Source organism: Geobacter sp. FeAm09 (genome assembly GCF_008330225.1).
Classification (GTDB): domain Bacteria; phylum Desulfobacterota; class Desulfuromonadia; order Geobacterales; family Pseudopelobacteraceae; genus Oryzomonas.
Genome location: NZ_CP042466.1, coordinates 3,338,873 through 3,363,294 on the forward strand (window position 1 = coordinate 3,338,873; position 24,422 = coordinate 3,363,294).

Here is a 24,422-nt window from a genome sequence, read left to right on the forward strand (position 1 = left end):
GACTTACATCATGCCCGATGACATACTTCCATCTCCTCCTTCAATTGTGTGGCTGCACCAGGCCCCTTGGGAATTGCAGTCCCAAGGGGCCGTCTCTTTTCTGCAGCCTCCCCCGATCATATCGTTGCGGCAGCAATGGCGTAAAACCGCTTTTCTCCCCATGCCGTCATCTTCTTAAAATGCGCAACCCCCCCACACGGATCGTAAGCTTTTCACTATCGAAATATTCAAGCAGGGGGATCAGATATTTGCGTGACAGACCGGTAACAGCGCGGTATTGGGGGGGGTTATTTCACCGTTGTCTTTCAGGAGGGATACCAGTTTGTCCCGTAAGCCGCTCAAGACCTCACCCGAATAGAACAAATTATCGGAGACCCGTACCGCAGCGCCGTTGCGCGTCAGCATGGCCATGGTATCGCGGACACACTTCTCGTCGCACCGGAAGCGCTCCATGATCTCCTTGACGGTAGGGGCTTCGATGCCCTTCTCCTGGAGAAACGACGTAATGGCCTCGCCCCGGTTGACGGCAGAACTTGCCGGACGCGAGATCTGCCCGGCCGGTTTCACAATATCCCGGTCGGGAAGCAGCTTGCCTTCGTGCTCCAACGCAAGCAGCAGCGGGGTATAGAAGCGCTGGTCGCTCCTTTGCGGCAGACGTGTTTTGAGCTCTTCCTTTCCTATCCCGCTTTTCAGCGGATTGGCCGTCACATAGGTGGTCACCGCGTCCAGCAGCACCTTTTTGAGCGTTGCAAAGGCCCCCCGTCCCAGCAGGATTCTCGGTTCGCGGGACATTTGGACGATGTCGCCGGCGGACAGCAGCGCCGCGAGTGCTGCTTCAGCCGCTTTCCGGGGGATACCGGCCCGCAGCAGGACATCTTCGAACGCAATTCCGGACAGCAGGCTCTGCCCAACGAGCAACGAGATGATGCGCTGGTGTTCCCGGTTGTCCAGGGAAGAGAGCAGTTGCACGGCTTCTCCGTTCCGCCGCCGGCGCCGGGGCGGAAAGGGGTCGAGCACCACGCCTCCCCCCACGGTCGCGGCAGGCGACGCGGTGCGCAGGATATAGCTGTCGCCAGAAACCAGCAGCACCGGTTCATTCAGGCGCAATTGCACGTATGCGCTCTCCCCGGGCTGCAGGGTATTGCGGTCCAGCAGGATTACCTGGGCCTGCACTTCATACGTGGCCGAATGAAGACGTACGCAGGCCCGGTGTTTCAACTCGCGGGACGCCGCCGCCAGATAGTCGAGGCGGGCATCCACGATCCGGGTTGTCCGGAACACGCCGCGGGGCGTGACCACATCCCCCCGATGCACCTCATCCAGGTCCACGCCTTGCAGGTTGACCGCCAGGCGCTGGCCGGCCAGGCCGTTATCGACCGTGCACCCATGGGCCTGTATGCTGCGCACCCGCCCCTCTCTGCCCGTGGGCAGCACTGCCAACTCGTTTCCTACGGCAATCTCCCCGGACAACAAGGTGCCGGTCACCACCGTGCCGAAACCGGCCACGGTAAAGACCCGGTCTACGGGCAGGCGGAAATGCCCTTCGCGCCGTTTTCCGGAAGCAATGTCCGCCAGGAGTGCCAGCTCTCCCTTCAGCGATTCGAGGCCCGCGCCGGTGCGCGCCGATACCGGTACGACCGGGGCGTTTTCCAGGAAACTGCCGGCCACGAATTCCCGTACCTCTTCGGTGACAAGCTCCAGCCATTCCCTGTCCACCATGTCGCTCTTGGTCAGGGCCACCAGGCCGCTTTTGACCCCCAAAAGCCGCAGGATATCCATGTGCTCCCGCGTCTGGGGCATGATCCCCTCATCGGCGGCGATCACCAGCATGACCATATCCATGCCGCCGACGCCAGCCACCATGGCGCGGACAAACTTTTCATGCCCCGGCACATCGACTATCCCGAATCTGATCTCCCCGGGAAGTTCCAGGTGGGCAAACCCCAACTCAATGGTAATGCCCCGTGCCTTTTCCTCCTTGAGCCGGTCGGTGTCGATGCCGGTCAAGGTCCGCACCAGCGAAGTCTTGCCGTGGTCGATGTGGCCTGCCGTGCCGAGTATGAGGTGCTTCATGGGCTGCATCCCCGGATAAAGAACGAAATGTCCGACGCGGGTTCATTGAAAATCGTAACGACCGCGTGACGGGTGCCGCGCCCCCCACCCGGTGCATTCCCGATCATTTTTCCATCTTTTGGCGATATATGTGACATGACTCAAAATTGCCGCCGCAAAACGTGATGATGTTGGCGATCGTTCTGCTGGATATGATGTAGCAATAGCATTCGGGGGAAGGCTCCTGGACGAAATCGCAGAGCAAAGGCTGATCTGCTGCGACGTTGGGATTTTTTTGCGGGAGCGTCATTGGTGTGTACCCACATGTTACGTGGCCAGAAAATCAGCCAAGACGCGGTCATGCGTCTCGATATGTTCAAGCCAGAGTTGGCGAATGGCACTCAACTCCGCGGCTGATACCTGCCGTCCTTCCCGGAAACGGTGACGCAATTCGGCAGTTTTGGCGCAGACGGACTGGTGGCTCCGGCCATGCTGCATGGCCTGGGGGAAGTCCACGGCAGCCATGGAGGCGTTTTCACTGCCCACATGCTCCAGGACGGCGTCCAGCAGCAGATCGAAGTCTGCCCTCAAATCTTTTTCAGGCTGCCGGAGAAGTTGCGAAAACAGGGCGTCCAGAGGGTCTATGATGTTTTTGTACCGGCTGTCGCAGGTGGACGCCCTTACAGCAAGATGTTTGGTTGCAACGTGAATGTCGGAAAAGGGTTGCTTACGTTGTCTATAGTCAAAAGATTCCATAGCCGGCTGTTCTCATACCAAAATTTGGGGGGATTTCTCCCCCCCATTGCATGAAGGAGGCTCATTTTATGAGCCTTGTGAAGCCATTTTTTAAGCGGCAGCTCACGGTCAGGCTTGGCGGAAGCACATGGGAATCGAACCCACCAGGGAGATTTCTCATCCCCCTCACCGGTTTTGAAGACCGGGCCACCCACCAGCGATGGTAGTGCTTCCGTTGTAAGCCAGGCTGCCACCTTCCCAGCAGTTGCCATCAGGCCAGACGGAATTGCCCGACAAGCCCTTTTAGTTCATCGGCCAAACCGGACAGCTTGTCGGCGGCCTCGGTGGATCTATGGGCCGATTGGGCCGTCACCTGTATGACGTTAGTAATCTGATGCATGTTATTGCTTATTTCACGACTGGTTGAGCTCTGTTCCTCGGCTGCCGTGGCAATCTGATTTATCTGCCCGGTCACTTCGTTGACTTGGTCGAGGATTTGTTGCAAGGCGCTCCCCGATCGTGAGGCCTCAACAGTTCCCGCTTCCACCTCTCGCACTCCCTCTTCCATGGAGTCAACCGCCAGTTTGGTTTCGTTTTGTATAACCCGTATCATCTCGGATATTTCTTTGGTCGCGCGGGTCGTTCGCTCGGCAAGAGCCCGGACCTCATCGGCGACAACGGCAAAACCACGTCCCTGCTCCCCGGCTCTAGCGGCCTCGATGGCTGCATTGAGTGCCAGTAGGTTGGTCTGATCAGCGATCTCCTCGATGGTACCAACAATGGCACCTATTTCGTCGGAACGCGTTCCCAACCCTGCGACCTGACGCGCCGTTTCATGAACCCTGACGGCAATTTGCTGCATGTTGCCAACCGTCAGCATGACAACCTCAGAACCATTGGAGGCCAGTTGGCTGGCATGGTGCGAATTCCCGGCAGCGGCATTGCAATTGTCGGCAATATCATGGGAGGTTGCCGCCATTTCTTCACCCGCCGTTGACACAATGGCAGCCTGGGAGGCCACCTCTTCGGTGCCGGCAGCGATTTGAGCGGCCATATCATGCAACCCAGCGGATGCGGAAGCCACATCATGGGTGCTTCCGGCGACCCTGAGCATGACCGTTTGAAGCTTATCGACAAAACGGTCAAAATAGCCTGCAGCCTCGCCGATTTCATCGTTTGCCGTAATGTTCAACCTGACCGTCAGATCTCCTTCTCCCAGGGCAATATCGTGCATCATGGTCACCATCCGCCCCAAGGTCTGCAGCGCCTTGCGGACAAGCATGAAGGATATGAGCGAAAAGACCGATGCAAGAATGGCGGCTACGCCCGCGATGATATATTTCAGGTGGTCATAAACAGCCAGATATTCTTTCTGCTTTTGCCCCACATAAATAATTCCGACGACCTGCCCTGCCGCATTTTTTAATGGATCGTAGGCGGCGAACTGGGGAATACCATCAATCAATATTTCTCCCCGATGCCGTTTTCCCTGTTTGACGACCGTCTCGTAAACGGCACCGATAAGCTTCTTGCCTACGGCACGGCTGCCATCTGGGTTCAACTTAGTGGTGGCCACGCGGATATCGTCCATGAATATCGTGACCTCTACACCAAAGAGCTCCTTAACTTTGTCCGGCAGTTCAGAATTGTTATTGAGAACATAACTACCCTGCATGAGCTTGCCATCGGCGACCCGTAATTCACCACCTCCTTTCAATTTCAACAATTCGCGAAAGACATTCATGCAGACATCCATATCCATTGCGGATTGATGCTTAAGCTCTTTTTGCATTTCATAAAGACACAGAGATGACGATGCCGCTACAGACATCAACACAATCACTACATTGGCTATTATGAATTTATGGCTCAATTTCATAGTGTCAGTCACCGGCGCATGAGTTTTAACAACGTGTAATTTTGGAACTATTCTAACAGACCCACTATCTCGTCGGCTCCATGTTTGGCTCAAGGCACCAATGTTTCATCGATAAGAGATTGGGGAAAGCGAGAGAGACTGGCAACGATATATCGGTCACGAAGAGGTGCCTGAGACACATATTCACTATATATAACGTGTCATAGACAACGGTTGAATGTTTGTTCAGTCGTCCTGATCTTACCGCAATCGGGCACTTCTGCTGTGTAGAGTATTTGAGAGTGACTCTATGTACATGAGTCACTCTCAAATATATTAATACCCGCTAAAATACATATTGAAGAACCAATCGCGTCGTATACGGATTATCAGGATCCGTAGCTGAATTATTAGTATCTTTGACAGAATTTTTGTAATAACCACCTAAAAATACATATGCTGCCTGTACTTTTGCACTAAGATTCTCATATATTTTATATTTAGCTTCAAAGTTTATCTCAGTTCCAATATAGTTTGTTGCGTTCTGCATATTGTTGCTTTTGTCAGTCGGTTTGAGTGCATTGGTATGCGCTGCCCAGGCAGCACCAGCATTGGCAGATGCAAAAAGTTTCGGCGTAATATTAGCATCATAACCAAGCGTATAGAGATAGAGCCCTTGAGAATTTACAGTATTGGTTCCATTGCCAATATTATATACTATTGCATAATCAGTAGTAGTTCCTGTAGACAAAGCGTTCCTGTTGAGCAGAATCATGGAGCTCTCATCGTAGCTGTTTATTGATGTACTGCTCCAAGTTGCGTTTAATGACTGGTTAACCCCAACCCACCCTGTCAGATGTTTACTCTTCAAAGTCGAGGCATTATTGTCATTACCAGAGGTAAAGAGCAGAGCTGTTCTCAAAGTGCCGGGGCCGACTTGCGTTTTAGCGGCTACGTTATAAGCGAAAGCGTTAAGGAAAGCACTGTCGCCGGCACTGTTAATGTTTCTGAGGACACCTCCCTGATAGGCGGCAAAACCGCTCAGTGCCACCGGGCCAACCTTGGCGTCACCAGTCAGGCCAACGGCATGGATCTGGGTAGAGGTGTCTGTCGCAGTCGTAGCAGTCGAAGAGAGATAGAGAGGGCGACCATCGGCATAGAGGTAGTAGACAACCCCCAACTTCGTATCTTTATTAAGGGCATAACCGAACTCGGCAACGCCGATATCCAGATTTTGATTGCCGCGCACATTTGCCTGGCTGATCGGCGTGCCGGCACTGAAGAAGGATTCGTCATAGCCACGGATGTAGGCGGTGTTGATCGCAGACGCACCAAGCGTGGTTGATGCCAGGATTCCGGCGCCATCGAAATTGAACATGATTCCTTTAATTGAGTCCTTGAATGGCTGAATCCCAGCCTTTACCCGGGTGGGGATTGAGGGAATTTTAAAATCCAGATAGACCCACTTGGTTTCAAGATTTACGGCATCAGACTCCAAGGCACCGCCTGAATTTCGAAAAGCGGCTGTCGTGGTCTGAGAAGTCGCACTTGAATTTGTTGCCGTCAAACTTCCCTGGGCTTTGTCGCCCCAGGCTGAATCAATCTCAAAAGCGGTTACCAATTTCAGATCGTCACTGGCTTTTGCCGTATAATGAAGGCGGGCACGCTGTTCAAAATAGTTGTTCGCACGAAGATTTTTCGTTGAGTTTCCAGACGGGAGTGATGGCGTAGCCCCAGATAAAATATAACCCGAGCTGGCCTGCTCATAGTTGGTAACAAAGTATTTCAACGTATAAGAACCATGAAATTCATTTTCAAATGCAAAAGCTGGCATTGCTTTAAAAGTAAACACAAACATTACACAATATAATACTGTACATATTTTATTTACTACACAAAATTGTTTCACGTTATCCCCCTTTAATTGTTATTAATACCAATTATAATTCAATTTACACCCAATTAATTATATCAAATACCTCCTTTCAAATAGTTTTAGTACGATTTAATTTGTATGTTACTATTCATGAAATCTGAGCATAAAGGCAGCAGCCAGCAGCATTCTTTGCCCTTCCATATATATGCTTCCGCAATGCCCCATCACAGAAACGTGAGGGCGCCATTGCGGCAGAGCTGGAAGCGATAGAAAATCGCCTATCTCTCGGCATTACAAATACCTCAGCAATTCGGATGCCAGACGGCCCAAAACAGTTAACATACTGATATTGATTAAATTTTTGAAGGAAGGAGTTATTGCACAGACAGTAGACAATAGCTGTTGGAATGGCAACGATGCGTCAGAGCAGAACAAAGATGCTATTTTATAATACTTTAGTATTACTATAGCTATGGCTATCATACATAACCATAGCTATGGTGCCAGATATATCCATTAGCTGCTTAAACAGTTAAAAAAATAGTTGCAATATAAAAGGCAAACATAAATATAATGTTTGCCTTTTATATTGCAACAGATAAGCAATAATATTTTGTAAAATATCACATAAAATTAATTCGTATTTCAGTAAACAATCTACTGTTTTCTCGCGCAATTTTTGCCGGAATGAATACGCTTGCTGAGCCCAGGCTGAGAGATGCCAAGCATTCTAGCGGCAAGTGTCTGGTTTCCACCTGCCCTGTCTAACGCCGCCTCAGTCAGAATATTCTCAACTTCCGCATAAGTAGGTAACCGCTGGGCGCCGAGAAACGCTTGAAGGATTAAATCCTCTCCCAGCACTGTGGTATCGGAACTGAATTCCATTTCCTGCCGCAGCTCGATGAGATACTTGATCTCATCGACGGACAGCATCGTTTTATTGCGGCACACTTCATCAAAGACCATGGATCGCAGTTCACGGACGTTGCCCGGAAAAGTATAGCGAGACAATAGGGCAAGGACTTGTTTTGGGATTCCCGGGGGATGTTTCATGCCGAACTCACGCGCCGCCTCTTTTACAAAATGTTCCAGTAGCAAAGGGATGTCTTCTTTACGTTCCCTGAGTGGCGGCACGTGTATATGATGGGTCTGCAGACGATAAAAAAGATCTTTCCTGAACTCTCCAGTTTGCTGTTTTTTCAATAAATCATGATTGGTAGCCAGCACAAATCTTGCTTTTGTCCGCTTCAGTTGATCGCTGCCAACAGGATAATATTCCCCATCCTGCAAAAGCCTCAGCAGCTTAACCTGTGATGCAGGGCTTAAATCTCCAATCTCATCCAGAAACAATATTGTTTCATCCGCTTGCTCGACAAGCCCTCTGCGAAAATCATCAGCACCGGTAAAGGCACCACGCTTATGACCAAACAGGGTATCGGCAAACATATTGTCATCAAGTCCCGCTATATTTACGGAGACCATTGGCATGTCATAGCAACATGCCTTGTGGAGAGCCTTTGCGATCAACTCTTTTCCTACTCCGCTCTCGCCAGTAATCAGCACAGGTTGCTTACCAACCGATATGGCTTCCATATACTGAAAAATTGAGAACATTTTCTTGCTTGTCGTCACAATATCCGCAAACGCTTCAGGCCTTTCCAACCGATCGGTCAGCAACCTGGTGCGCACATCCTGACTTTCCCTCTGTAACTCAATTATGCGAACAGCATGCAATATCCCCGTGATAACGCGATTTGTGTCACCGGCCTTCACATAATAATCGAATGCTCCAGCTTTCATACAGCGCACGGCATCCTCAACCTGGTTTTGGCCGGTAATGACAATGACAAAAACCGATGGATAGGATTCTGAGATTGCCGAGAGAAGTTCTTCTCCCGAAATATGGGGCATCGTGAGATCGAGAAGAACGAGTCCGACCCCCTTCTGTCCTATGACATCCAATACTTGACGGCTATCTTGACACTGGATGATATTGTTGATGCCGCTCCCGTGAAGCGCCATGCTCAAAGAACGCAACCATGGCACTTCATCATCAACAAGCAAAACCGGGAAGTGGGGATAAAGACTTCTTGTCATGAGATGTCTCCGCTTTCATAAATCGGGAGTGACAAAATGGCTGTAGTGCCCTTTCCTACTGATGAATTTATGGTAAGGATTCCACCGTGGTCCTTGACGATCTTGCTGCTCACCGAGAGCCCAAGGCCTGTGCCCCCCTGTTCACGTTTTGTGGTATAAAAAGGATCGGCGATGTACTGGAGCTGATCTGAAGCAATGCCGACACCTTCATCCGTGATTTCAAGTTCAGCCATCCGATGGTCATAATCATAACGGGTCATCACGGTAATGCTTCTATCGCGACCAGCAAGAGACTGGCAGGCATTCACTATAAGATTGACAACAACTTGTTCAATGCGTTGCATATTGCCACGTATTTTAGGAATTTTCTCATCATAAGAGACAGAGAAAAAATCTGTCGATTGTTTGATTGATGTTGAAATAAGCCGTATTGCCGACTTTGTAGCTGAATTGATATCAACTATTTCATTCAATTCTGAATTATCGCGTTTACTGAAATTTTTTAAATCTTCAACAATACGTCCTACGCGCTTTGAGGCATCGAGTGTTTCACTCAATAATTGTTCCAAGTTCTCCCTTACCTCGGAATATTGCCATTTTCCAACGATAAAATCGCCATCCTTAGCAAATTTATCCTCCATAATATGCCTTATGCTTTCGTACATATCGGACAGCATAGTCACATTCAAATAAATCAAACCATTAGGATTATTGATTTCATGGGCCACGCCGGAAACGAGCGTACCAATGGCGGCCATCTTGCTTGCCTGTACCAGCTGCTCCTGGTTGCGGCGCAGCTCCTCCTCAGCCCGTTGACGCTCTTTTACCTCAAGAGAAAGTGCCGATGTGCGTTGTTCGACTTGCCTTTTCAGCATTGCGGACCAAACAAACGAGTGCAGGAGCCCGCCCAACAGGAAGAAACCGACTATCGACCCTACCTTTATGACTCGCTTTAAAGGAATGCCGCGAGGCTCAAGTACACCGAGCCATTTATCGTGAATATCCTTATATTGCCCCGTCTTTTTGAGAATCGCCATACCCGTTGCAAATCGTGCAAGCAGCTCGCGATTCCCTTTTTTAACGGCACTGCAGTACTCAATGACTTCTGATATTTCGTTAATAGGCTTAATACTGGCAAGCCCCAACTCCTGAGCGACGAATATTCCCGTCATTTTTGGAAAAAGCGCATAGTCGTAATGGCCTGAAGCCAGCAACCTCAGGCCATCGGCATAATTATCGACAAGCACGATGGAATTGCCGGTCAGCCCCTGTTCAATGGCATATTCGTGCAGCCTGCCACCCCGTAAGATTATGACCTTTTTGTCTTTCAGCTCCTTAATCGACTTAACTTTAGGCGTCCCAGATCGACCGAACAGGGAAACGTTAATTATCGTATGAGGTGGAGAAAAATCCATCAACTTTGTGCGTTCCTGCGTGTACCCCAACCCCATGAGGATATCGACTCTGCCCTGTTGGAGATCCTTCATTTTTTCGTGCCAGGGACCATACGAGAACTTTATGTCTAGACCCATCACTCTTGCAATTGCCCGATAGAGGTCAACATTATATCCGGTCAACTTCCCATTTTTATCGAGGAATTCATAGGGAGGGTAGTTAATATTGGCCCCGACAATAATAGTTTTGTTTTCTTGAACCAGATGTTCACCAGATGCATGGAGTTCTCCACAGCACGACAATGCAAGAAATATTATTGCAATAGCTTGGCATATCGCCGGCTTTATCGAAGTACACATATTCTGCATTCTCGAAATTGGGGAAATATCTGGATATACAACTGAAATTGAGCAAAGGCGTGTGTTGATTGTGGATGACGGAATATTTTTGATAAAGTTGTAGTTCACCACCAGCATCTCACTTTATAGTAGAAAATGAATCCACTAATCCTCAGCAGCGAGAGACCAAATGACATCCAGTTCGCCACAGAGTGTGGTGGATCGCAATAACTTCCTGTTTCAACCGGGAGGAATCGAATCATTAGCGTCAACAGGCCATTGATATATTCTGGGCACTACAGAACATTAAGTATGATTTTATAAAATTTTATAACATAAATCAACGCCCGCAAACGTAACAATGCTCCAAAACTGGACTATCGCGCCAGGCACCTATGGGCCACATTTACATAATTTGCACAAGGGAGCGCATGCCGGCGAAGAACCTTCCCCGGAACAACTGAACGGGAGGGTCGTACAAGACCCCCCCGCTCAACTATCAGACCGACAACGATTCTAATTTTCGATTAGCACCGAGACAGGCTTTGTTACGGTTGTGAATGTCGGCCAGATTTGCGACTGTTTTCCCGGGCCGCCCGTCACGACCAAGCGAACCTGTTCCGGCCCTGTAAACCGGGGAACCATGGTATTCGCGTCATAAGGCCCGAATTCCTTTGGTGGTTTACACAGATCAGGGGCATACATCCAGAACGGCAACACGGTCTTTTTTACAAGGTATTCCGAAGCTGATTTCTTTGTTTGAAATTCCTTATGGATAGTGTCCGCATGTTCGGGCCCCAAAAAGAGGAAGGCAAACTTAACTTTGTTTGTTATATCATACCCTTTGTCGAAGTGCGTCAGGCAGCTCGTAATACCTGTTGCAGCGCCGGCCAAGCCAGCAGCCAGGGTATTAAGCAACTCCTGCGCCTTGACACTTGTATGGTCAACGTTGTTGCTTCCCATATAAGCCGAATAGGCAGTAACAACGTTGTCGGTAGGCTTGAAGCCTTGCTCGACCGCATAGGATTGTCCCCATGGGTTCTGCTTTTCGTTTTCGCCGATGACTACAGCTACCAGATCGCCACGGCTGCCTTGCGAACTCTTGTCGATCGCAGGAGGAGTCGATCCGCCGACAACATCGCCGACCAGGTTGATAAAGTACCCAACGGCCACATTGACCGGCTGTTCACCGCCAAGCACTCCGGTTGAATAACCTATGCGCAGCTTGTCAAGTATAGGTCCGTTAATGATGACCACCGGGTTTGTCGGCGCTGTGGTCGTAGTACTTCCTCTCCAGTCATAATCCGGATGGCTGAGGGCTTTGACGACAGCCAACAGTAACGGCATATGCTCTGGCTTGCAACCTGCCATCACGCCATAAGCCGCCACAAGTTCTACGGTCAATTGCCCCATTCGTGGCGGCACAGCCCACACGACCTCATCAGGTTTGTGGGTCGTGCCTTTGAGCATTGCTGCAACTTTTTCAGGTGTAGGTGGTATTATCGGCAAGCCTATCGACCAATGCTTGTCATAGAACATCTTGTTGAGCGCCTCATAGGTCCCCTTGAACTTGATCCGTTCAGCGGGATAAGGAGGCGTGAGATCTTGGGCAGTCGCGGCCAATGGCTTCCAATGTGTCGCCGCCTGCACAATTTTGGGGAATGCTTCATCGGCTTTGGCACGAATCTCTTCCAACGGGATCATGCCAAGAGGATGTGGCACTTCTACAAAGGCCATATCCGGAAGACCCGTGCTCTTTACGGTACCTTTTGCCAACCCTACAAACTGATCGGATGCTATGGTTACAGTGGGAATACCTACTTTTTCTACTTGGGACTGGTCGACCACCAGCCATGAGGTGCACGACCCTCAATCGGCTTGGTTGCCGATCACAAGATCAGCATGCAGACCTTTTATAACCTTGGCTATGCGAGCCGACTCTTCCACTGACCCACTGATTTTTATGGTAGACGGATCAACTTCATAAAGCTTGATCACTTTGGCACTGGGGACATTCGCCTTTAAAAGCTCTGCAATCCTGTCCAGGAAATTGTTGCCATTATGCTTATTGTTCCAACGCAGGACAATGGTCTTTCCCTCAAGCGTGGTGATCCGCGGGGCAAGCTGTGCCGGTTTGACCTCAACCACCCCAGCGGGATTCAGGAACTCCCATTCCTGCACTGCCTCCTTGGCAACCGCCGACGATGGCACGAACGAACTCGCGCCGATGGCAAGCGCCGCCAGAAAGGATACTACTGATCGTTGTCGCATACTCTCTTTCCTCCTTGTGTGATGTCCCTTACGGGATGTGATATGTGGTACTGCTTTCTATTTTCACTCTTCGCTTTTTCCGGTAACCATGATTGCCACGCCGCCCTTGGGGGCATTCCTGGCATTCGACTCGATCAGGATGACGTCTTTAAGGGCTCCCGGCTTGGAAGGGGTATATTCGATCTCCATACTTTGCGTTTTGCCGGCTGCGACAATGGCATCACCCTGCTTGGCGCCATCGAAATACATCGTCGAGCCGCCTTTCAGAAAAATTTTCTTGACGGCAAGCGGCAGTTCTCCGGTATTCGAGAGCGTCAGCTTCAGCTTCTTTGAAACCCCCTGCTTCATGCTGCCGACGTCCAGCTTGCGCGGCGATACCGTAAGTTTGGCACCGGGCGCTTCCTTCACCGTGCCGGTCATGACCGCTTCTATCTGCTGCGGTTCGGGAATGTCCACGTCTATCGTCACGATTTTCTCAAACGGGCCTGGCGCCCCCTTCGTGGCAAACGTCACCTTCAGCTCAGTTTTTTCTCCAGCCTTCAGTGTGTGCTTTCCAAGCACACTTTCCGTGCATGCTCAATTGGTTTTGACGCTGCTGACATGAACATCCCTGCCGCTGACGTTCTCGACCACAGCCGTCATGGTTGCCGGCACCCCCTCATCCACCAGGCCGCAATCATGCTGCTTCGGCTGGATGTGCAGCACGTCCGCAGCAAACACCGGGCTTGCCGCCGCCAGCGTGGTCAGGGCAAACAACAGGCAGCATGCCTTCTTCAAATAATCACCCATGCTCTACTTGCCTCCTTTCTTGGCTGCTCCATGTACCAGCAGCTTTTTGTTGTGAAAATCAAACTTTGGGTCCTGCCCCTTTGTATGGCATTCCCGGCACGTATCCTCGCCGGGGCGGGCAACGAGGCCCTTTTTGCTGTCGGGATTGGCGGCGTGGGCTGCCGCGGCGCCGTGACAGACTTCGCACTGGACGCCGGCAAGGTGGGGAGTCAGTTCCCCATCCATAAAGCCGCCCTCTTTTTCAAAACCGGTGACATGACACTTCAGGCAATGGCCGAGTGTCTCCTGATGCTTCTTTTGCAGCGTGGCAAAAGCCTTGGCGTGGCGCGTCGTCTTCCAACCGGCCACAAGTTCTTCATGGCAACCGGCACAGGTTTCCACGCCGGCATATTCGTCTGCTGCAGGCTGCGAATAACCCGATTGTGCATGAACCGCCATTGCCAGCAGGAATGCCGCCGTCAAACATGCTGCTCTCTTGACCATAACGTTAATGCTCCTTATTCGAGTGGGTACCTGGCTACTTTCCGCCTTCAAGCGGATAGCCCAATTTTTTCCAGCCCCTGATGGCGGGGTTGAGCAGTATCTTTACATCGGGAAACCCCAGACCGAGCAGCTGGAAAGCCAAGTCAGAACTGTCGGTTTCCCCCGGCCCGCAGTCACAGTAAGTGACTACCAGTTTATCCTTCGGTATTTCACTCACATCAGAATCCGTTAGATCTGCCTTCCAAGGAAATGAGATGGCTCCTTTAATATGACCGGCGTCATAAATGGATTTGAGCTGAGCATCCAGAATGACAACGTCTACCTTTTTGTCGATCAGGGTTTTCAACTCATCAATGGTGATCCGTGGTATGTCGGGATGCCCCGCAAACGCCACCGGCACACCGAGCGCGCAAAGCAGCCCGAAAACCACTAACAACACAGTTACCAACCTCCGCTTCATTTGACGATCCTCCCCTACGATTTGTTTGTGGGAACCACTGGGCGAAATGCTCCCGCCCAAGCCCCATGCCGGTAGTTCAGCAATTCCGGTGCCAGCCGCACGAATGGCGCAACAACGTATAATCACACTACTTTGCAAATTTGAACGGCCCGGGAGTTCATAACCAATTTCATGGAGGCATAACTGCGGTTATCGTCGAGACAGGAGCTCCGGACTTCGTTATGTGCGGAGCCCCGAAATGAGGCGAGGGAGAGAATGGGGGTCAAGGCATTATCGGCACGGCAGGTGACGATGTTGTGTAATCGAAGGAGTTTTTCAAGAGAACCAGGCGCGCCGTGGGCACGGCAACGGCAGCGCGCCGGAGCGGGCCGTGGCCGCGGTCGACACGCGAGGCGGCCAGGGCTGGGTTATGCTTTTCTCGGCATCTGAACGGCATCGTAAAGGCAAGCCCCGGCACCTCGCTTTAGATGCGCAGCACCGGCCTTGCCGAGAGGAGAGTTTCCGCGATCATAAGCATGTTGGTAGTGCTGCCCGCTTTCAGTTTGTCCTTGAGCCTGAAAAAATCCAGACAAAGGCCGCAGGAGAGGACTTCTACGCCCATACCCGCCAGTTTTTCCAAGGCCTCCAGCACCTCTGACCCTTCAGTGGTGAGCAGCACGCCGGTGTTGACAAAAAACATCTGGGAGGGGAGGTTGTCCAGCTCAAGCAGGGTGTGAATAAAATTCCGCATCAGCAATCGCCCCAACTCCTCAGGGCCGTCTCCCAGGCGATCGGATGTGATCAGCAGTATACGTTCGCTGTCGGCAAGGTTTCCGAACGGCCTCTGACTTTGCCCACTGGCGTGAATGGTCAGCGCCCACGCATCATCGGCGCGCTCCTCATGGATCTGGCATCCCCGATTATGGGCAAAACGGGTGACATTTTCGCGTGGAGCACCGTCATCCAGCACAACCCGCAGCTCCGTCAGCGTCTCCAGGGCCTTCTTGACCTTAATGACCGGGGCAGGACAGGCCAGATTCCTGCAATCAATGGTAATCATGCACCAACTCCTCGCGTGCCATGGTTGATAATGCCCGCTTCGCACTCATAGACCGTAACAAAACGGCCGCCCCTGAACTCGCTCGCAAAGGCCGGCAAGAGCTTTTCCTGCCGCAGGACCTGCATTACCTGCTCCGTGGCATCGGCTCCGAAACGCAAGGCCAGCCCACAATCAGTCTGAAGCTGGCGAGGGGCCGGGACAAGCAGAATCGTCAGGCCGAGGGCCTTGAGAATGCCCTCGGCCTTCATTACGCGGTGACTGGAATTGAACACCGCCAACACATGTCCTTCTCGTACCATGGGTCATTATCCGTTCGTAAGCTCCGGGTGAGGCATACCGCACCCGCGTCTGGCCCCCCCTAGGGGGTCTTGTAGTACACGGCCAGGCTGTAGTTGGTGCCGGCCGCGGTATTCTGTCCATAGATGTCGGGCCGGCAGCTCAACTCCAGCCCCCATGCGGGACCGATCTTGTAGCCGACAGCCACGTCCAGCTTGCCCAGGTCGAAGTTGTTGGTGGCGGTGGGATTACCGCTGCCATCCAGCTTCCTGCCGTTGTCCATACTGTAGATGCCGTCAAGCTTCACCCGGCCGTAGACGCTTTTGGTGAAATCCAGCCCAAACTCGGCCAGGTAGCGCAACTCGTCGGCGGGACCGTCGGTGCGCCACCGGTAACCGAGTTCCACATTGGCGTATCCCGGAATGAACGGGTAGAGGGAACGGCCGTACAAAAAGCGCAGCTCGGCATCCACCTGGCCGTTGCCCAGCGGCAGGGGATCGCTCTTCCCGTAGGTGCCGGGAATCTTGACCAGCACCTGGGCGGAGACGATGCCGGCATGGCTTTCGTGCAGCTTGTACCGTGCCCCCAGATCGACATCGCCGATGCCGGCGGCGGTGGCCCGGGAATCATCGTTCTCGTTTTCCAGCCACTTGTAGGTGAGCGCATTGATGACCGTCAGGTCATCGGTCAGGCCGTATTCGGCATAGTTACTGATGTTGTTGTCCGTGAATTTCCCGTTGCCGGCGGTACCGGCGCGGTTGCCGCCACCATCGAACGTTTCATGGGCGTAGTAATAGTTATAGGAAAGCTTCTCGTAAAATGCCCCCCGTGGTTCGGTCCAGGCGCCGGCAAAAGCCGTGGCGGCCGAAACGGCAACAAGCAGCACCGGCATGATTGTCTTCAAATAGAGTTGATCCACACATGACCTCCGCAAGCGATTCAATGCGCATGAAAAAAGGAAAACGCCCAACGCCTCATTCCCCGCCGGTTGAGGCGATTGCCAACCGGCGGGGATGGCGTCGGCAGAACGGGAACCGTACAACGTTCCGCCAAGCATTTATAAGGCCGTCAGCAACGACCATCCGGTGTCTATCGGCATGTTGGAATCATTGAACGGGGCATCCCGGTGAATCGTTCCGGTTGCAAGCTCATAGAAGGTACTCCAGACATACCAGGAGTCGTAATTCTTGATATTGGGCCACCCCATCAGGTCCGCATAGAGGAAGCTCAGGGTCGAACGCCACCCGGTCCCGCAGTAGAAAATAACCGTCTTGTCGGCAGTGATGCCCTTGGCAGACCACATGTCGCGCACTTCGGTGTAACTGCGCAACGTCGAGTCGCTATCAAGATAATACCCGCTCGAACTGTCGGCATCGTAGCCCCACACCGCGCCGGGTATCCGGCCCTTGCGGGTCAGGTTCGCATCACTGTAGCCGGTAATCTCGCCCGTATACTCCTGGATGCCGCGGACATCAACAAGCACCTTTCCAGCGGCCAATGTCCCGTTTGAGCGGTAGTAATCGGCATACGTCTTGATTTCGGGGGTCAGCGCCTTGAGCCCGCTTTGCGGATTGATGGTAAAGCTTGCGGCCGTTGCGGAATGGGCGGCCGTCTCGGTTGCGCCGCCGTTTGCCGTCCAGTACCCCAACCCGCCGTTCAAGAACCTGACGTCGACTCCGGCATAGCGAAGCGCCCAGTAGACACGGGTCACGGCAATGGCGTCAGCGCCATAGACGATGACGGTCGTCGTATTGCTCACCCCCATGGCGGCAAGCCGCGCTTCAAGCAGGCTGTCCGGCACCAGGTCCCACACGATTTCGTTGGCGTCGGTAACCGGGAAGGCTGCTGTAAGGTCGAGGTAATTGCGGGCCTCCACATTGTTCGTATTGAAATGGATGGCGCCCGGGATATGGCCGGCACTGTATGCGGCTGAAGTTGTCCCCCAACTGCATTCGAATATCTGATAATTGTTCCCCGACGGGAATGTTGCCGGCGTACCGCCTGAAATGAGGGTCTGGACCCATCCCGGGTAAACCACCTGCTTGTAGTTTGCCGCATACTCCATTGGCAGGTCGGGGCTTGTGGCCGCCCATTCCTTGATGGAGCCATCGTAGTTGGCACAGCGGGAATACCCCATGAGCCGCATCAGGAAATAGGCATAGGCGCTCCGAATCCCGGAAGTGCAATGCGCAACGACTTCCTTGTCGCTTGTTATCCCCTTTGATTCGAACAGTGCCTTCAGGTTCTTGTAGTCGAGGGTGGAGCCATCCGTATTGTAGAACCTGGCATAGGGAATATTGACCGAACCGGTAATATGCCCCGGCCGCGCCTCTCCATAAAGCTGCCACCCCATGTATTCCTCATCGGTACGGGTATCAAGCACCACGAAATCACTATTGCCCAGACGATTCTCGATGTGTGTCTTCAGCGCCGAGATGTCGGTACGCAAGTTTGTCGCAGCGGTGAACGTGGCCGCGGCAAGCGTAACCGCCCCCGCCTGTACGGGCCGCTTATCCGCCGACCACGTGTCCCAGCCGCCGTTAAGAATATGGATATCGTCGCATCCCAGATAGTCCAGCATCCAGAAAATACGTCCCGCAGCACCCCAGGAATTGATGGTGTCATCGTAGATGACGATGGTTGCGTCCCGGCTGATGCCAGCCGCACCCAACTGCTGCTGCAAGGTAGCGAGCGGTTTCAACGCCATGGCGCTCCCGTCGCGGTAGTCCGCCCAGTTGAGGTTGATTGCTCCCGGGATATGGGATGCGGCATACGTCGCCGCCGCCCTGGTATCGATGACAATCAGCTTCTTGGCACCCAGGCTGTTTTGCAGTGACGCTGCCGACACGAGGAGACCGGCGTTGGGATAATCGCTCATGGCCGCCGAGAGGGTCGGCACGGCGCTGACCTTACTACCTGAAGAGCTGCCGCACCCGCTGAGCAATACGGCACCAAGTATCACGAGGACAAACATACCCCAAATCTGCTTCATTTTCCTGTTCCTCCCTTTCAATAAAAGCAAAGCATTTTTAGCAATTCAGATGCCAATGGACGTTATAAGCAAATAACATGGCGATAGTACAGCCATATTCAAATATTTAATGCAATTTGAGTTTACTATTTATTATTAAAATACCTTTGGCAATATTACGACTTAACCGTTTCATTGCAGTGGCAGCCTTAACAAGACACAAAAAAATGCCATAACCGTAGCTATGGCATTATAACTTTTATCATTTGTACAATTTTGAACGATATTTTCGAATTACTCGGGAAAGATGATCAGGGAAGACATGGGGCGGGGGATACGGCGGCGATCACAGAGTCGCGTCGAGCAAAAGAGGCCACGAGCTGCTGCCGGTGGCCTCTTCTATAATATCGCAAAGATATTGATCAGTTATGGCGGAAAGGGTGAGATTCGCTCTCCCAATCAATTTATCGCATGATATCAGGGTATTACAACCCTGCCATATTTGTCTGTGGTTTATTTTGTGGCTTAATCTGTGGTTAAGCCAAATCACACGGAAAAACTGAGAATCAAATAACACATAATCTGGACAAAATCAAAGAATAGTGTTACCCGCAGGGCCTTTTCTCCCTTTTTCCCCTCTCCCACCCATCCATCTCAGGCGTCAGTTTTCACAGAATTGACGCCTGGACACCGCTGCTCCCCTCAACCTTCAAAATCCCCACAAAGCTAGATCAGTAGTGCATTTACAGTAATGGCAAATGCGTTTAAAAATATCCTTTTGTCAAAAATTTGGCAACTAGTGTCAAAATTTTATCTATTTGTTGGAATATAGTGCTACTAGTCTTGAGTAACATATTTACTTGTTTTTGTCAAAAGTAAAATGGTTTTAAGCAACAATGTAGATACGAATTTTTTTACTGTGGACAAAAAGCAATTAATGCGATATCTCCCGCCATTTTCAACCTTACAACATATTGAAAAACAACTATTGCATTCTGTGGGGTGATAACACAATTCCGTTAATTTGTCCACAAATAGCTGTTTTTATTAGAAAAAAGTGCTTGAAATTCGTTTTTTGTGGTGATAAACGACAAATATGGGTTGCTGAGGTTAATCTAGAGTAATGGAGGGTATATTCGATGGCTACTACTACAGCACGGTATGAACGGGATGAGAAGATAGTAAAAATGGACCGATTGTCTCGCCTAGTGGCGGACAAGTGCTTTGGCGGCCTGCCGGCGATGGATCGCGAGGATCTCGCCGCCGCCGCCAGAGACCAGGCGGTGCGGGCTTGGGACCGCGCGGGGAGATGGAGGAATGGAAATATCAATTTTAGTTATATGCGACGGTTTGTTGGCGGGGAGGCGTACCGGTACCACAAGCGCGGCGTGATAATTACCCCCCAGCCGCTGCCGGTACAGATTGGTTTCTCGATCCTGAAAAAGAAAAAGGAGGACGACCATAAATTGAACGACCGCGACATCGACACCCCCAACATCGACACCAACATCGACACCCCCAACATCGACACCCCCGATGCGCGGCTCCGGCGCGAGCAGCGGGAGAGGCTGGCAGAGCTGGTCGAGATAGCAAACCACCCGCGCACCAGCGACAACCCTAAGTTGGCAGTGATGGCCAAGACGATTGAGTTGGTTATGAGCGGCGAGGCCGCCGGGGTCCGCGAGGCCGCCGCCCTACTCGGATACAGCGAGCAGCGTCTCGGCCAGATCCTGCGGCAGGCCGGGGAAATCTGCACGACTTATATGGGGTATCCGTAAAATCTCGTTGTTGAGTAAATTCAAACTCTATTGAGTTACGCAAAAAGGAGTATCCAGATGAAAATAACAATCCATACTTTCACCGGCAAAACAGCATTTAGAGTTGACGCGGAAATGTCATCCGACGATCTGGCGCGGTACGCTCGGCAGTCGGCGGAGGTCCATAATGCATGGGTTCAGTTTCGGCAGAATAACCCTCAAATTTCAGTTTTCATCCCCAGCGGCTCTGGGCCGGATTCCATTGGCTCGCATGTCTTTTTTTCCCCCACACATAGCTATCGCGGCCACATGGATTGGCGTGAGGCGGAGAAGGCCATAAAGCTTGATGCAGAGGCAGACGCCCTTTTTGTGAGCGAGATTAAGCGAGTCCTCGGAGATTTCAAGTTCTATGTTGAAGAGGCTGATGGTCATAGTGTGTAAATACGGTTACTCAATACCAACGACTTATTACGGATACCCCTTATATGTAACACGCGGAACGCGGAAGCCCTCCAGGTAAGCATCTGGGGGAAAAAGGAGGGCAGATGATATGGAGCTTACTGATTTTTTGGGCGATGTCGCAATTAGACAGGTGCGGTATTTCCCAGCACTGGTGCCGATTTGCGGGAGTGTAACCGCCACTGTCTTATTTGGCCAACTGTACTATTGGACAAAAATAGGCGGCAAAGATCCAGAAGGCTGGATATACAAATCACAGGCGGAGTTGACGCAAGAAACGGCGTTAACGCGCGAAGAACAGGAAACCGCCCGTAAATATTTAAAAAAATCTGGGATACTGCACGAGCAAAAAAAAGGTATCCCCTGTCGACTTTTTTATCGCCTCGATCTGAAAAGAGTGAATGAGTTATATAAGAAACATCAATTAAATCAACAGAATGGGCAAATGCCGCAAACAAGGATGCGGGATTCCCGCAAGCAAGATTGCGGCAATGCCGCGTGCAAGGATGAGGCAAAGCCGCAGACTACTACATTAGATTACGCAGAAAATTACCAAGGAGATTACAGCAGCAGCAGAGACAACCACACTGCTGCTGCCCCTCCCTCTTCTCTCTCCCCCAACCCCCAACCCCTCCACCCAGAGGTAACGGCGGCCATCGAGAAAATCCCGGGCCACCTGCGCCAATTTAGGCGGGACGCCGAGCTGATCGCGCAAACTGCCGATGTTGATCCGGCGCGGGTGGCCCGCAACATCCGGCTCATCGCGGCGCGCCCCTCCCCGGCAGGAAAGTTACTGCGGGCTGCGATCCGAGATGATTACAGCGCCGCTGAGCCGGACGGCCCGGCCCCGAATCTCAGGAATCCTCAGGTGCACCATCACTATTACCTTACTGACCCAAGAACCGATCCGTCCGCACAACTAGTCCCGGGAGATTCCATCCCGATCGGGACGACGGTATGGGACAAGAGTCTCCGAAGGAAGGTTTTGTGCTAAATCCCCTAAATCCCGCTTTGGTTTTTCCGCGCTACGCCGCTTTATCAATTAACAACTCAAAAATTCCATCAAGGAGGAAAAAGCCATGAAGAAGAAAAGAGACCCCTATCCGCCGTCCGACCTGATCGACAAACACGAGACCGCCGCGATGTGTGGCGTTAGTCCCTATACAGTCGCCGGGTGGGCCAAAAGGAATGTCATCCCGTCGTACAAGGTCGTCGGCGCCCGTCGTTACAGTCGGTCAGAAATCTTGGATTTCCTGGCCAAAGGCCGCCGCCCAGCCGTCACGCCGCCGTCCACGCCCACCAACACCAAAGGAAAGGAGGAGTAGAATCATGAGAAAACTGTTTTCGGCAATCCTGACGACCCTGGCGCTGGCCCTGGCCGGCTGCGGCGGGGGAGGGAGCGGTGGGGACCCGGCCGCGATCCAAACGGCGAATGGCCAGATCGCTGCCCTGCAGAGCCAGGTTGCGGCGCTGCAGGGTCAGCTCAGCAGTGCCAAGAACCAGGCGGATGCCGATCAGGCCGGCATCGGTGCCGCTATCACGTCCCTACAGTCCACGGACTCGTATCTGCAAAAGCTCGCTGTGGGCTTTTTGAACCTGTCCAGTGCCTCGACGGTGAGCTGGTCCGCGAAGCTGGCAAAACTGAAGACCGCCTCCGACCAGGTCACAGTGCTCCAGAGCGTGGCCGCCGCACTGGCTGGCGACGCTGACGACCTGGGGATTCTGACCTCGGCGGCCGTTGCGCAGCTCACCTCGCAGCGGAACGTGGTCCAGGGGCAAGTCAACACCCTCACTATGCAGCTTGCCGGCGCGAACGCCGCGAACTCCCAGCAGGCCCAGCAGATCACCGACCTGACCGGGCAGGTGAACTCGGTGCAGGGCCAGCTTGCGGCGACCGTCGCCCAGGTGGCGTCCCTGACGACTCAATTGAGCCAGGCCCAGGGAGATAATTCCGGCCTCCAGAGCCAGCTTACCGCCGCCCTGGCACAGGTGGCGAGCCTCACGAGCCAGGCCAACGACCTGAACAGCCAAGTTGCGGGCCTCAACGCCCAGGTGGCGAGCCTGAACGGCCAACTTACCACTGCCGCTGCCACGAACACCGACCTCCAAAATCAGCTTGCGGCAGCCCAGGCCCAGGTTACGACCCTGAACGGCCAGATCGCCGCCCTGGCCGGCACTGGCGACTCGCAGGCCGCCACGATCGCGAGCTTGAACGATCAGATCACTACTTTGAACCAGCAGCTCGCAGCCGTCACGGCGATCCCGGCGCCGATGTCGCTTTCCGCGACTAGCGCAGCGCCCGGGGTCAACATCACGGTCACAGCCAGCATGGGCGCCGCCAACTCCGGTAAAACCATTACCTTCTCCTCCAGCGGCGGGACCCTCGGCAGCGCGACGGTCACGGCCAATGGCTCTGGAACCGCTTCCACGACGTTTTCCGCCTCCGCCGCCGGTACCTACAATGTCTACGCCGTTTCCGGCAAATACGCCGCCGGCGCGATCGTGACTGTCACTGCGCCTGCGTGGGTGCAGAGTTGGCGGGCGACGCTGCCGGCACACGCGGAGACGGCGGCGGTGGTTGCCACGGACGGGACCAACATATATGTGCTCTCCGGCGCGACACCTAATCTCTGGCTCACGAGTTATACAACTGCCGGGGTGATGAACTGGCAGCAGCAGATTTCCGGCAATTCTACTGTTGAGAGCGGCCTGTTCATAGCGGCGAACGGGACCGGAATTTATGTCTCCTACCATGGCACCAGCAACGTCCTCGAAGAATATAGCAAATCCGCTGGCACGCTGGGATTCTCGGTGAGCTTGGATGTGAACCCTGCCGACAGCCTTTTCGCGACGAATCAGGGAGTGTGGGTCACGAGCGCCACTATGGGGCTCCTCAGGACGTTTGAGCCACTTTCCGGTGCGCTTTTGAATTCGGTTTCGGATAACGTCAGGGCGGCGGCACTCGGAACTGATGGAAACGTTTATTACCTCGATAAAAACTCGAATCTCACCAGGGTCAACCCCACCGGCTACGTCGCCACCCGGGTCTTTAACTCTGGGGGCCCGGTTCAGACCAACAATCAACTTATAGTCGGAGCTGATACAAGCGGGTTGTGGTACACGGCGCAAGATGCACCAGCCGCTGACACCTTTCTCCGCCGAGTTGACATCAGCACTGGCACTCTGGGGATCTCGCTGGATATCACGAAAGTTGGGTGGTCATATGGGAATTATGTCACATCAGGAAATGGGGCAAATCTCGGAACCACTTATCTTGAAAGCAACGGCGGGATCGCCAGATTTTCCACAATTACCAACCCTGCCGGCACGGGGTACGGCGTTGCTTGGATTTGTCCCTACAGCAATTTCACGCCAGCAACAATCAGGGGAATGGTAACCATAGTCAACGTGGTTTACGTCGTCGATGTCGATACTATGAACGGCGTTGTCCACCTCACCAAAATCACCGATCTTTTGTAGGCGGAAAGATAACAACCAATAAATAAGGTACCAGCCGAAAAGGGGCCTCAGTTGAGACCCCTTTTCCATAATGTAAAGCCACAGGG

21 protein-coding genes and 1 tRNA gene are annotated in these 24,422 nt (G+C 52.7%); 5 read left to right on the forward strand and 17 right to left on the reverse strand.

What is annotated here, in order from left to right; genetic code table 11:
* Positions 1-166: 166 nt before the first annotated feature.
* The 17 genes from FO488_RS20455 to FO488_RS15875 all read right to left on the reverse strand — a co-directional run bounded on the left by FO488_RS20455 (position 167) and on the right by FO488_RS15875 (position 18,661).
* Positions 167-259, reverse strand: a complete 93-nt coding sequence (locus FO488_RS20455) for a SelB C-terminal domain-containing protein (RefSeq protein WP_370514344.1) — start codon at positions 257-259, stop codon at positions 167-169.
* Positions 241-2,073, reverse strand: a complete 1,833-nt coding sequence (selB, locus tag FO488_RS15795; RefSeq protein ID WP_304598748.1) for a selenocysteine-specific translation elongation factor — start codon at positions 2,071-2,073, stop codon at positions 241-243. The genes FO488_RS20455 and selB overlap by 19 nt, the downstream gene beginning before the upstream one ends.
* Before the next feature lie 306 nt (positions 2,074-2,379).
* Positions 2,380-2,808, reverse strand: coding sequence for a hemerythrin domain-containing protein (locus FO488_RS15800; protein ID WP_149211438.1), 429 nt, complete (start codon positions 2,806-2,808; stop codon positions 2,380-2,382).
* Positions 2,809-2,923: 115 nt separating this feature from the next.
* Positions 2,924-3,021: transfer RNA gene (locus FO488_RS15805), tRNA-Sec, on the reverse strand.
* 37 nt (positions 3,022-3,058) lie between these two features.
* Positions 3,059-4,666: a methyl-accepting chemotaxis protein gene (locus FO488_RS15810; RefSeq protein ID WP_149211439.1), complete on the reverse strand. Its 1,608-nt coding sequence runs from the start codon at positions 4,664-4,666 to the stop codon at positions 3,059-3,061.
* 325 nt (positions 4,667-4,991) lie between these two features.
* Complete coding sequence (locus FO488_RS15815; RefSeq protein WP_149211440.1) at positions 4,992-6,554, reverse strand: hypothetical protein; 1,563 nt, start codon at positions 6,552-6,554, stop codon at positions 4,992-4,994.
* Positions 6,555-7,178: 624 nt separating this feature from the next.
* Entirely contained in the window at positions 7,179-8,618 is a 1,440-nt protein-coding gene (locus FO488_RS15820) for a sigma-54 dependent transcriptional regulator (RefSeq protein WP_149211441.1), read from the reverse strand.
* Positions 8,615-10,483: a transporter substrate-binding domain-containing protein gene (locus tag FO488_RS15825; protein WP_168206067.1), complete on the reverse strand. Its 1,869-nt coding sequence runs from the start codon at positions 10,481-10,483 to the stop codon at positions 8,615-8,617. The genes FO488_RS15820 and FO488_RS15825 overlap by 4 nt, the downstream gene beginning before the upstream one ends.
* A gap of 384 nt (positions 10,484-10,867) precedes the next feature.
* Positions 10,868-12,622 (reverse strand): UGSC family (seleno)protein, encoded by a 1,755-nt coding sequence (locus tag FO488_RS15830; protein WP_304598749.1) that lies wholly within the window; start codon positions 12,620-12,622, stop codon positions 10,868-10,870.
* Positions 12,623-12,685: 63 nt separating this feature from the next.
* A complete protein-coding gene (locus FO488_RS15840) occupies positions 12,686-13,183 on the reverse strand; it encodes a choice-of-anchor D domain-containing protein (protein ID WP_149211444.1) in 498 nt (165 codons plus the stop codon).
* A gap of 15 nt (positions 13,184-13,198) precedes the next feature.
* Positions 13,199-13,411 (reverse strand): hypothetical protein, encoded by a 213-nt coding sequence (locus FO488_RS15845; RefSeq protein WP_149211445.1) that lies wholly within the window; start codon positions 13,409-13,411, stop codon positions 13,199-13,201.
* 3 nt (positions 13,412-13,414) lie between these two features.
* A complete protein-coding gene (locus FO488_RS15850) occupies positions 13,415-13,894 on the reverse strand; it encodes a cytochrome c family protein (RefSeq protein WP_149211446.1) in 480 nt (159 codons plus the stop codon).
* 34 nt (positions 13,895-13,928) lie between these two features.
* Positions 13,929-14,354: a rhodanese-like domain-containing protein gene (locus FO488_RS15855; protein ID WP_149211447.1), complete on the reverse strand. Its 426-nt coding sequence runs from the start codon at positions 14,352-14,354 to the stop codon at positions 13,929-13,931.
* 463 nt (positions 14,355-14,817) lie between these two features.
* Entirely contained in the window at positions 14,818-15,393 is a 576-nt protein-coding gene (yedF, locus tag FO488_RS15860; RefSeq protein ID WP_149211448.1) for a sulfurtransferase-like selenium metabolism protein YedF, read from the reverse strand.
* On the reverse strand, positions 15,390-15,692 hold the full coding sequence (locus FO488_RS15865; RefSeq protein WP_149211449.1) for a DUF3343 domain-containing protein: 303 nt from the start codon (positions 15,690-15,692) through the stop codon (positions 15,390-15,392). Before FO488_RS15865 ends, yedF begins: the two co-directional genes overlap by 4 nt.
* Before the next feature lie 59 nt (positions 15,693-15,751).
* The gene (locus tag FO488_RS15870; protein ID WP_240731996.1) at positions 15,752-16,588 is read right to left on the reverse strand and encodes a transporter; all 837 of its coding nucleotides are present in this window, start codon (positions 16,586-16,588) and stop codon (positions 15,752-15,754) included.
* A gap of 138 nt (positions 16,589-16,726) precedes the next feature.
* The gene (locus tag FO488_RS15875) at positions 16,727-18,661 is read right to left on the reverse strand and encodes a sulfurtransferase (protein WP_149211450.1); all 1,935 of its coding nucleotides are present in this window, start codon (positions 18,659-18,661) and stop codon (positions 16,727-16,729) included.
* Positions 18,662-19,980: 1,319 nt separating this feature from the next.
* Here FO488_RS15875 and FO488_RS15880 point away from each other — a divergent pair.
* From FO488_RS15880 to FO488_RS15900, 5 genes are all read left to right on the forward strand, one after another.
* On the forward strand, positions 19,981-20,418 hold the full coding sequence (locus FO488_RS15880; protein ID WP_149211451.1) for a hypothetical protein: 438 nt from the start codon (positions 19,981-19,983) through the stop codon (positions 20,416-20,418).
* 57 nt (positions 20,419-20,475) lie between these two features.
* On the forward strand, positions 20,476-20,838 hold the full coding sequence (locus tag FO488_RS15885; RefSeq protein WP_149211452.1) for a hypothetical protein: 363 nt from the start codon (positions 20,476-20,478) through the stop codon (positions 20,836-20,838).
* A 109-nt stretch (positions 20,839-20,947) separates the two neighbouring features.
* The gene (locus FO488_RS15890) at positions 20,948-21,850 is read left to right on the forward strand and encodes a hypothetical protein (RefSeq protein ID WP_149211453.1); all 903 of its coding nucleotides are present in this window, start codon (positions 20,948-20,950) and stop codon (positions 21,848-21,850) included.
* Between the two features lie 85 nt (positions 21,851-21,935).
* A complete protein-coding gene (locus FO488_RS15895; protein ID WP_149211454.1) occupies positions 21,936-22,181 on the forward strand; it encodes a helix-turn-helix domain-containing protein in 246 nt (81 codons plus the stop codon).
* A 4-nt stretch (positions 22,182-22,185) separates the two neighbouring features.
* A complete protein-coding gene (locus FO488_RS15900) occupies positions 22,186-24,336 on the forward strand; it encodes a hypothetical protein (RefSeq protein WP_149211455.1) in 2,151 nt (716 codons plus the stop codon).
* Positions 24,337-24,422 lie beyond the last annotated feature (86 nt).

Excerpts from the sequence above, each read along its gene's own strand:
- FO488_RS15895 (WP_149211454.1), top strand. The coding sequence starts at position 21,936 with ATGAAGAAGAAAAGAGACCCCTATCCGCCGTCCGACCTGATCGACAAA.
- selB (WP_304598748.1), bottom strand. The coding sequence starts at position 2,073 with ATGAAGCACCTCATACTCGGCACGGCAGGCCACATCGACCACGGCAAG.
- FO488_RS15810 (WP_149211439.1), bottom strand. The coding sequence starts at position 4,666 with ATGAAATTGAGCCATAAATTCATAATAGCCAATGTAGTGATTGTGTTG.
- FO488_RS15890 (WP_149211453.1), top strand. The coding sequence starts at position 20,948 with ATGGAGCTTACTGATTTTTTGGGCGATGTCGCAATTAGACAGGTGCGG.
- FO488_RS15800 (WP_149211438.1), bottom strand. The coding sequence starts at position 2,808 with ATGGAATCTTTTGACTATAGACAACGTAAGCAACCCTTTTCCGACATT.
- FO488_RS15845 (WP_149211445.1), bottom strand. The coding sequence starts at position 13,411 with ATGGGTGATTATTTGAAGAAGGCATGCTGCCTGTTGTTTGCCCTGACC.
- FO488_RS15880 (WP_149211451.1), top strand. The coding sequence starts at position 19,981 with ATGCGACGGTTTGTTGGCGGGGAGGCGTACCGGTACCACAAGCGCGGC.
- FO488_RS15900 (WP_149211455.1), top strand. The coding sequence starts at position 22,186 with ATGAGAAAACTGTTTTCGGCAATCCTGACGACCCTGGCGCTGGCCCTG.
- FO488_RS15850 (WP_149211446.1), bottom strand. The coding sequence starts at position 13,894 with ATGGTCAAGAGAGCAGCATGTTTGACGGCGGCATTCCTGCTGGCAATG.
- FO488_RS15855 (WP_149211447.1), bottom strand. The coding sequence starts at position 14,354 with ATGAAGCGGAGGTTGGTAACTGTGTTGTTAGTGGTTTTCGGGCTGCTT.
- FO488_RS15865 (WP_149211449.1), bottom strand. The coding sequence starts at position 15,692 with ATGGTACGAGAAGGACATGTGTTGGCGGTGTTCAATTCCAGTCACCGC.
- FO488_RS15875 (WP_149211450.1), bottom strand. The coding sequence starts at position 18,661 with ATGAAGCAGATTTGGGGTATGTTTGTCCTCGTGATACTTGGTGCCGTA.
- FO488_RS15820 (WP_149211441.1), bottom strand. The coding sequence starts at position 8,618 with ATGACAAGAAGTCTTTATCCCCACTTCCCGGTTTTGCTTGTTGATGAT.
- FO488_RS15885 (WP_149211452.1), top strand. The coding sequence starts at position 20,476 with ATGAAAATAACAATCCATACTTTCACCGGCAAAACAGCATTTAGAGTT.
- yedF (WP_149211448.1), bottom strand. The coding sequence starts at position 15,393 with ATGATTACCATTGATTGCAGGAATCTGGCCTGTCCTGCCCCGGTCATT.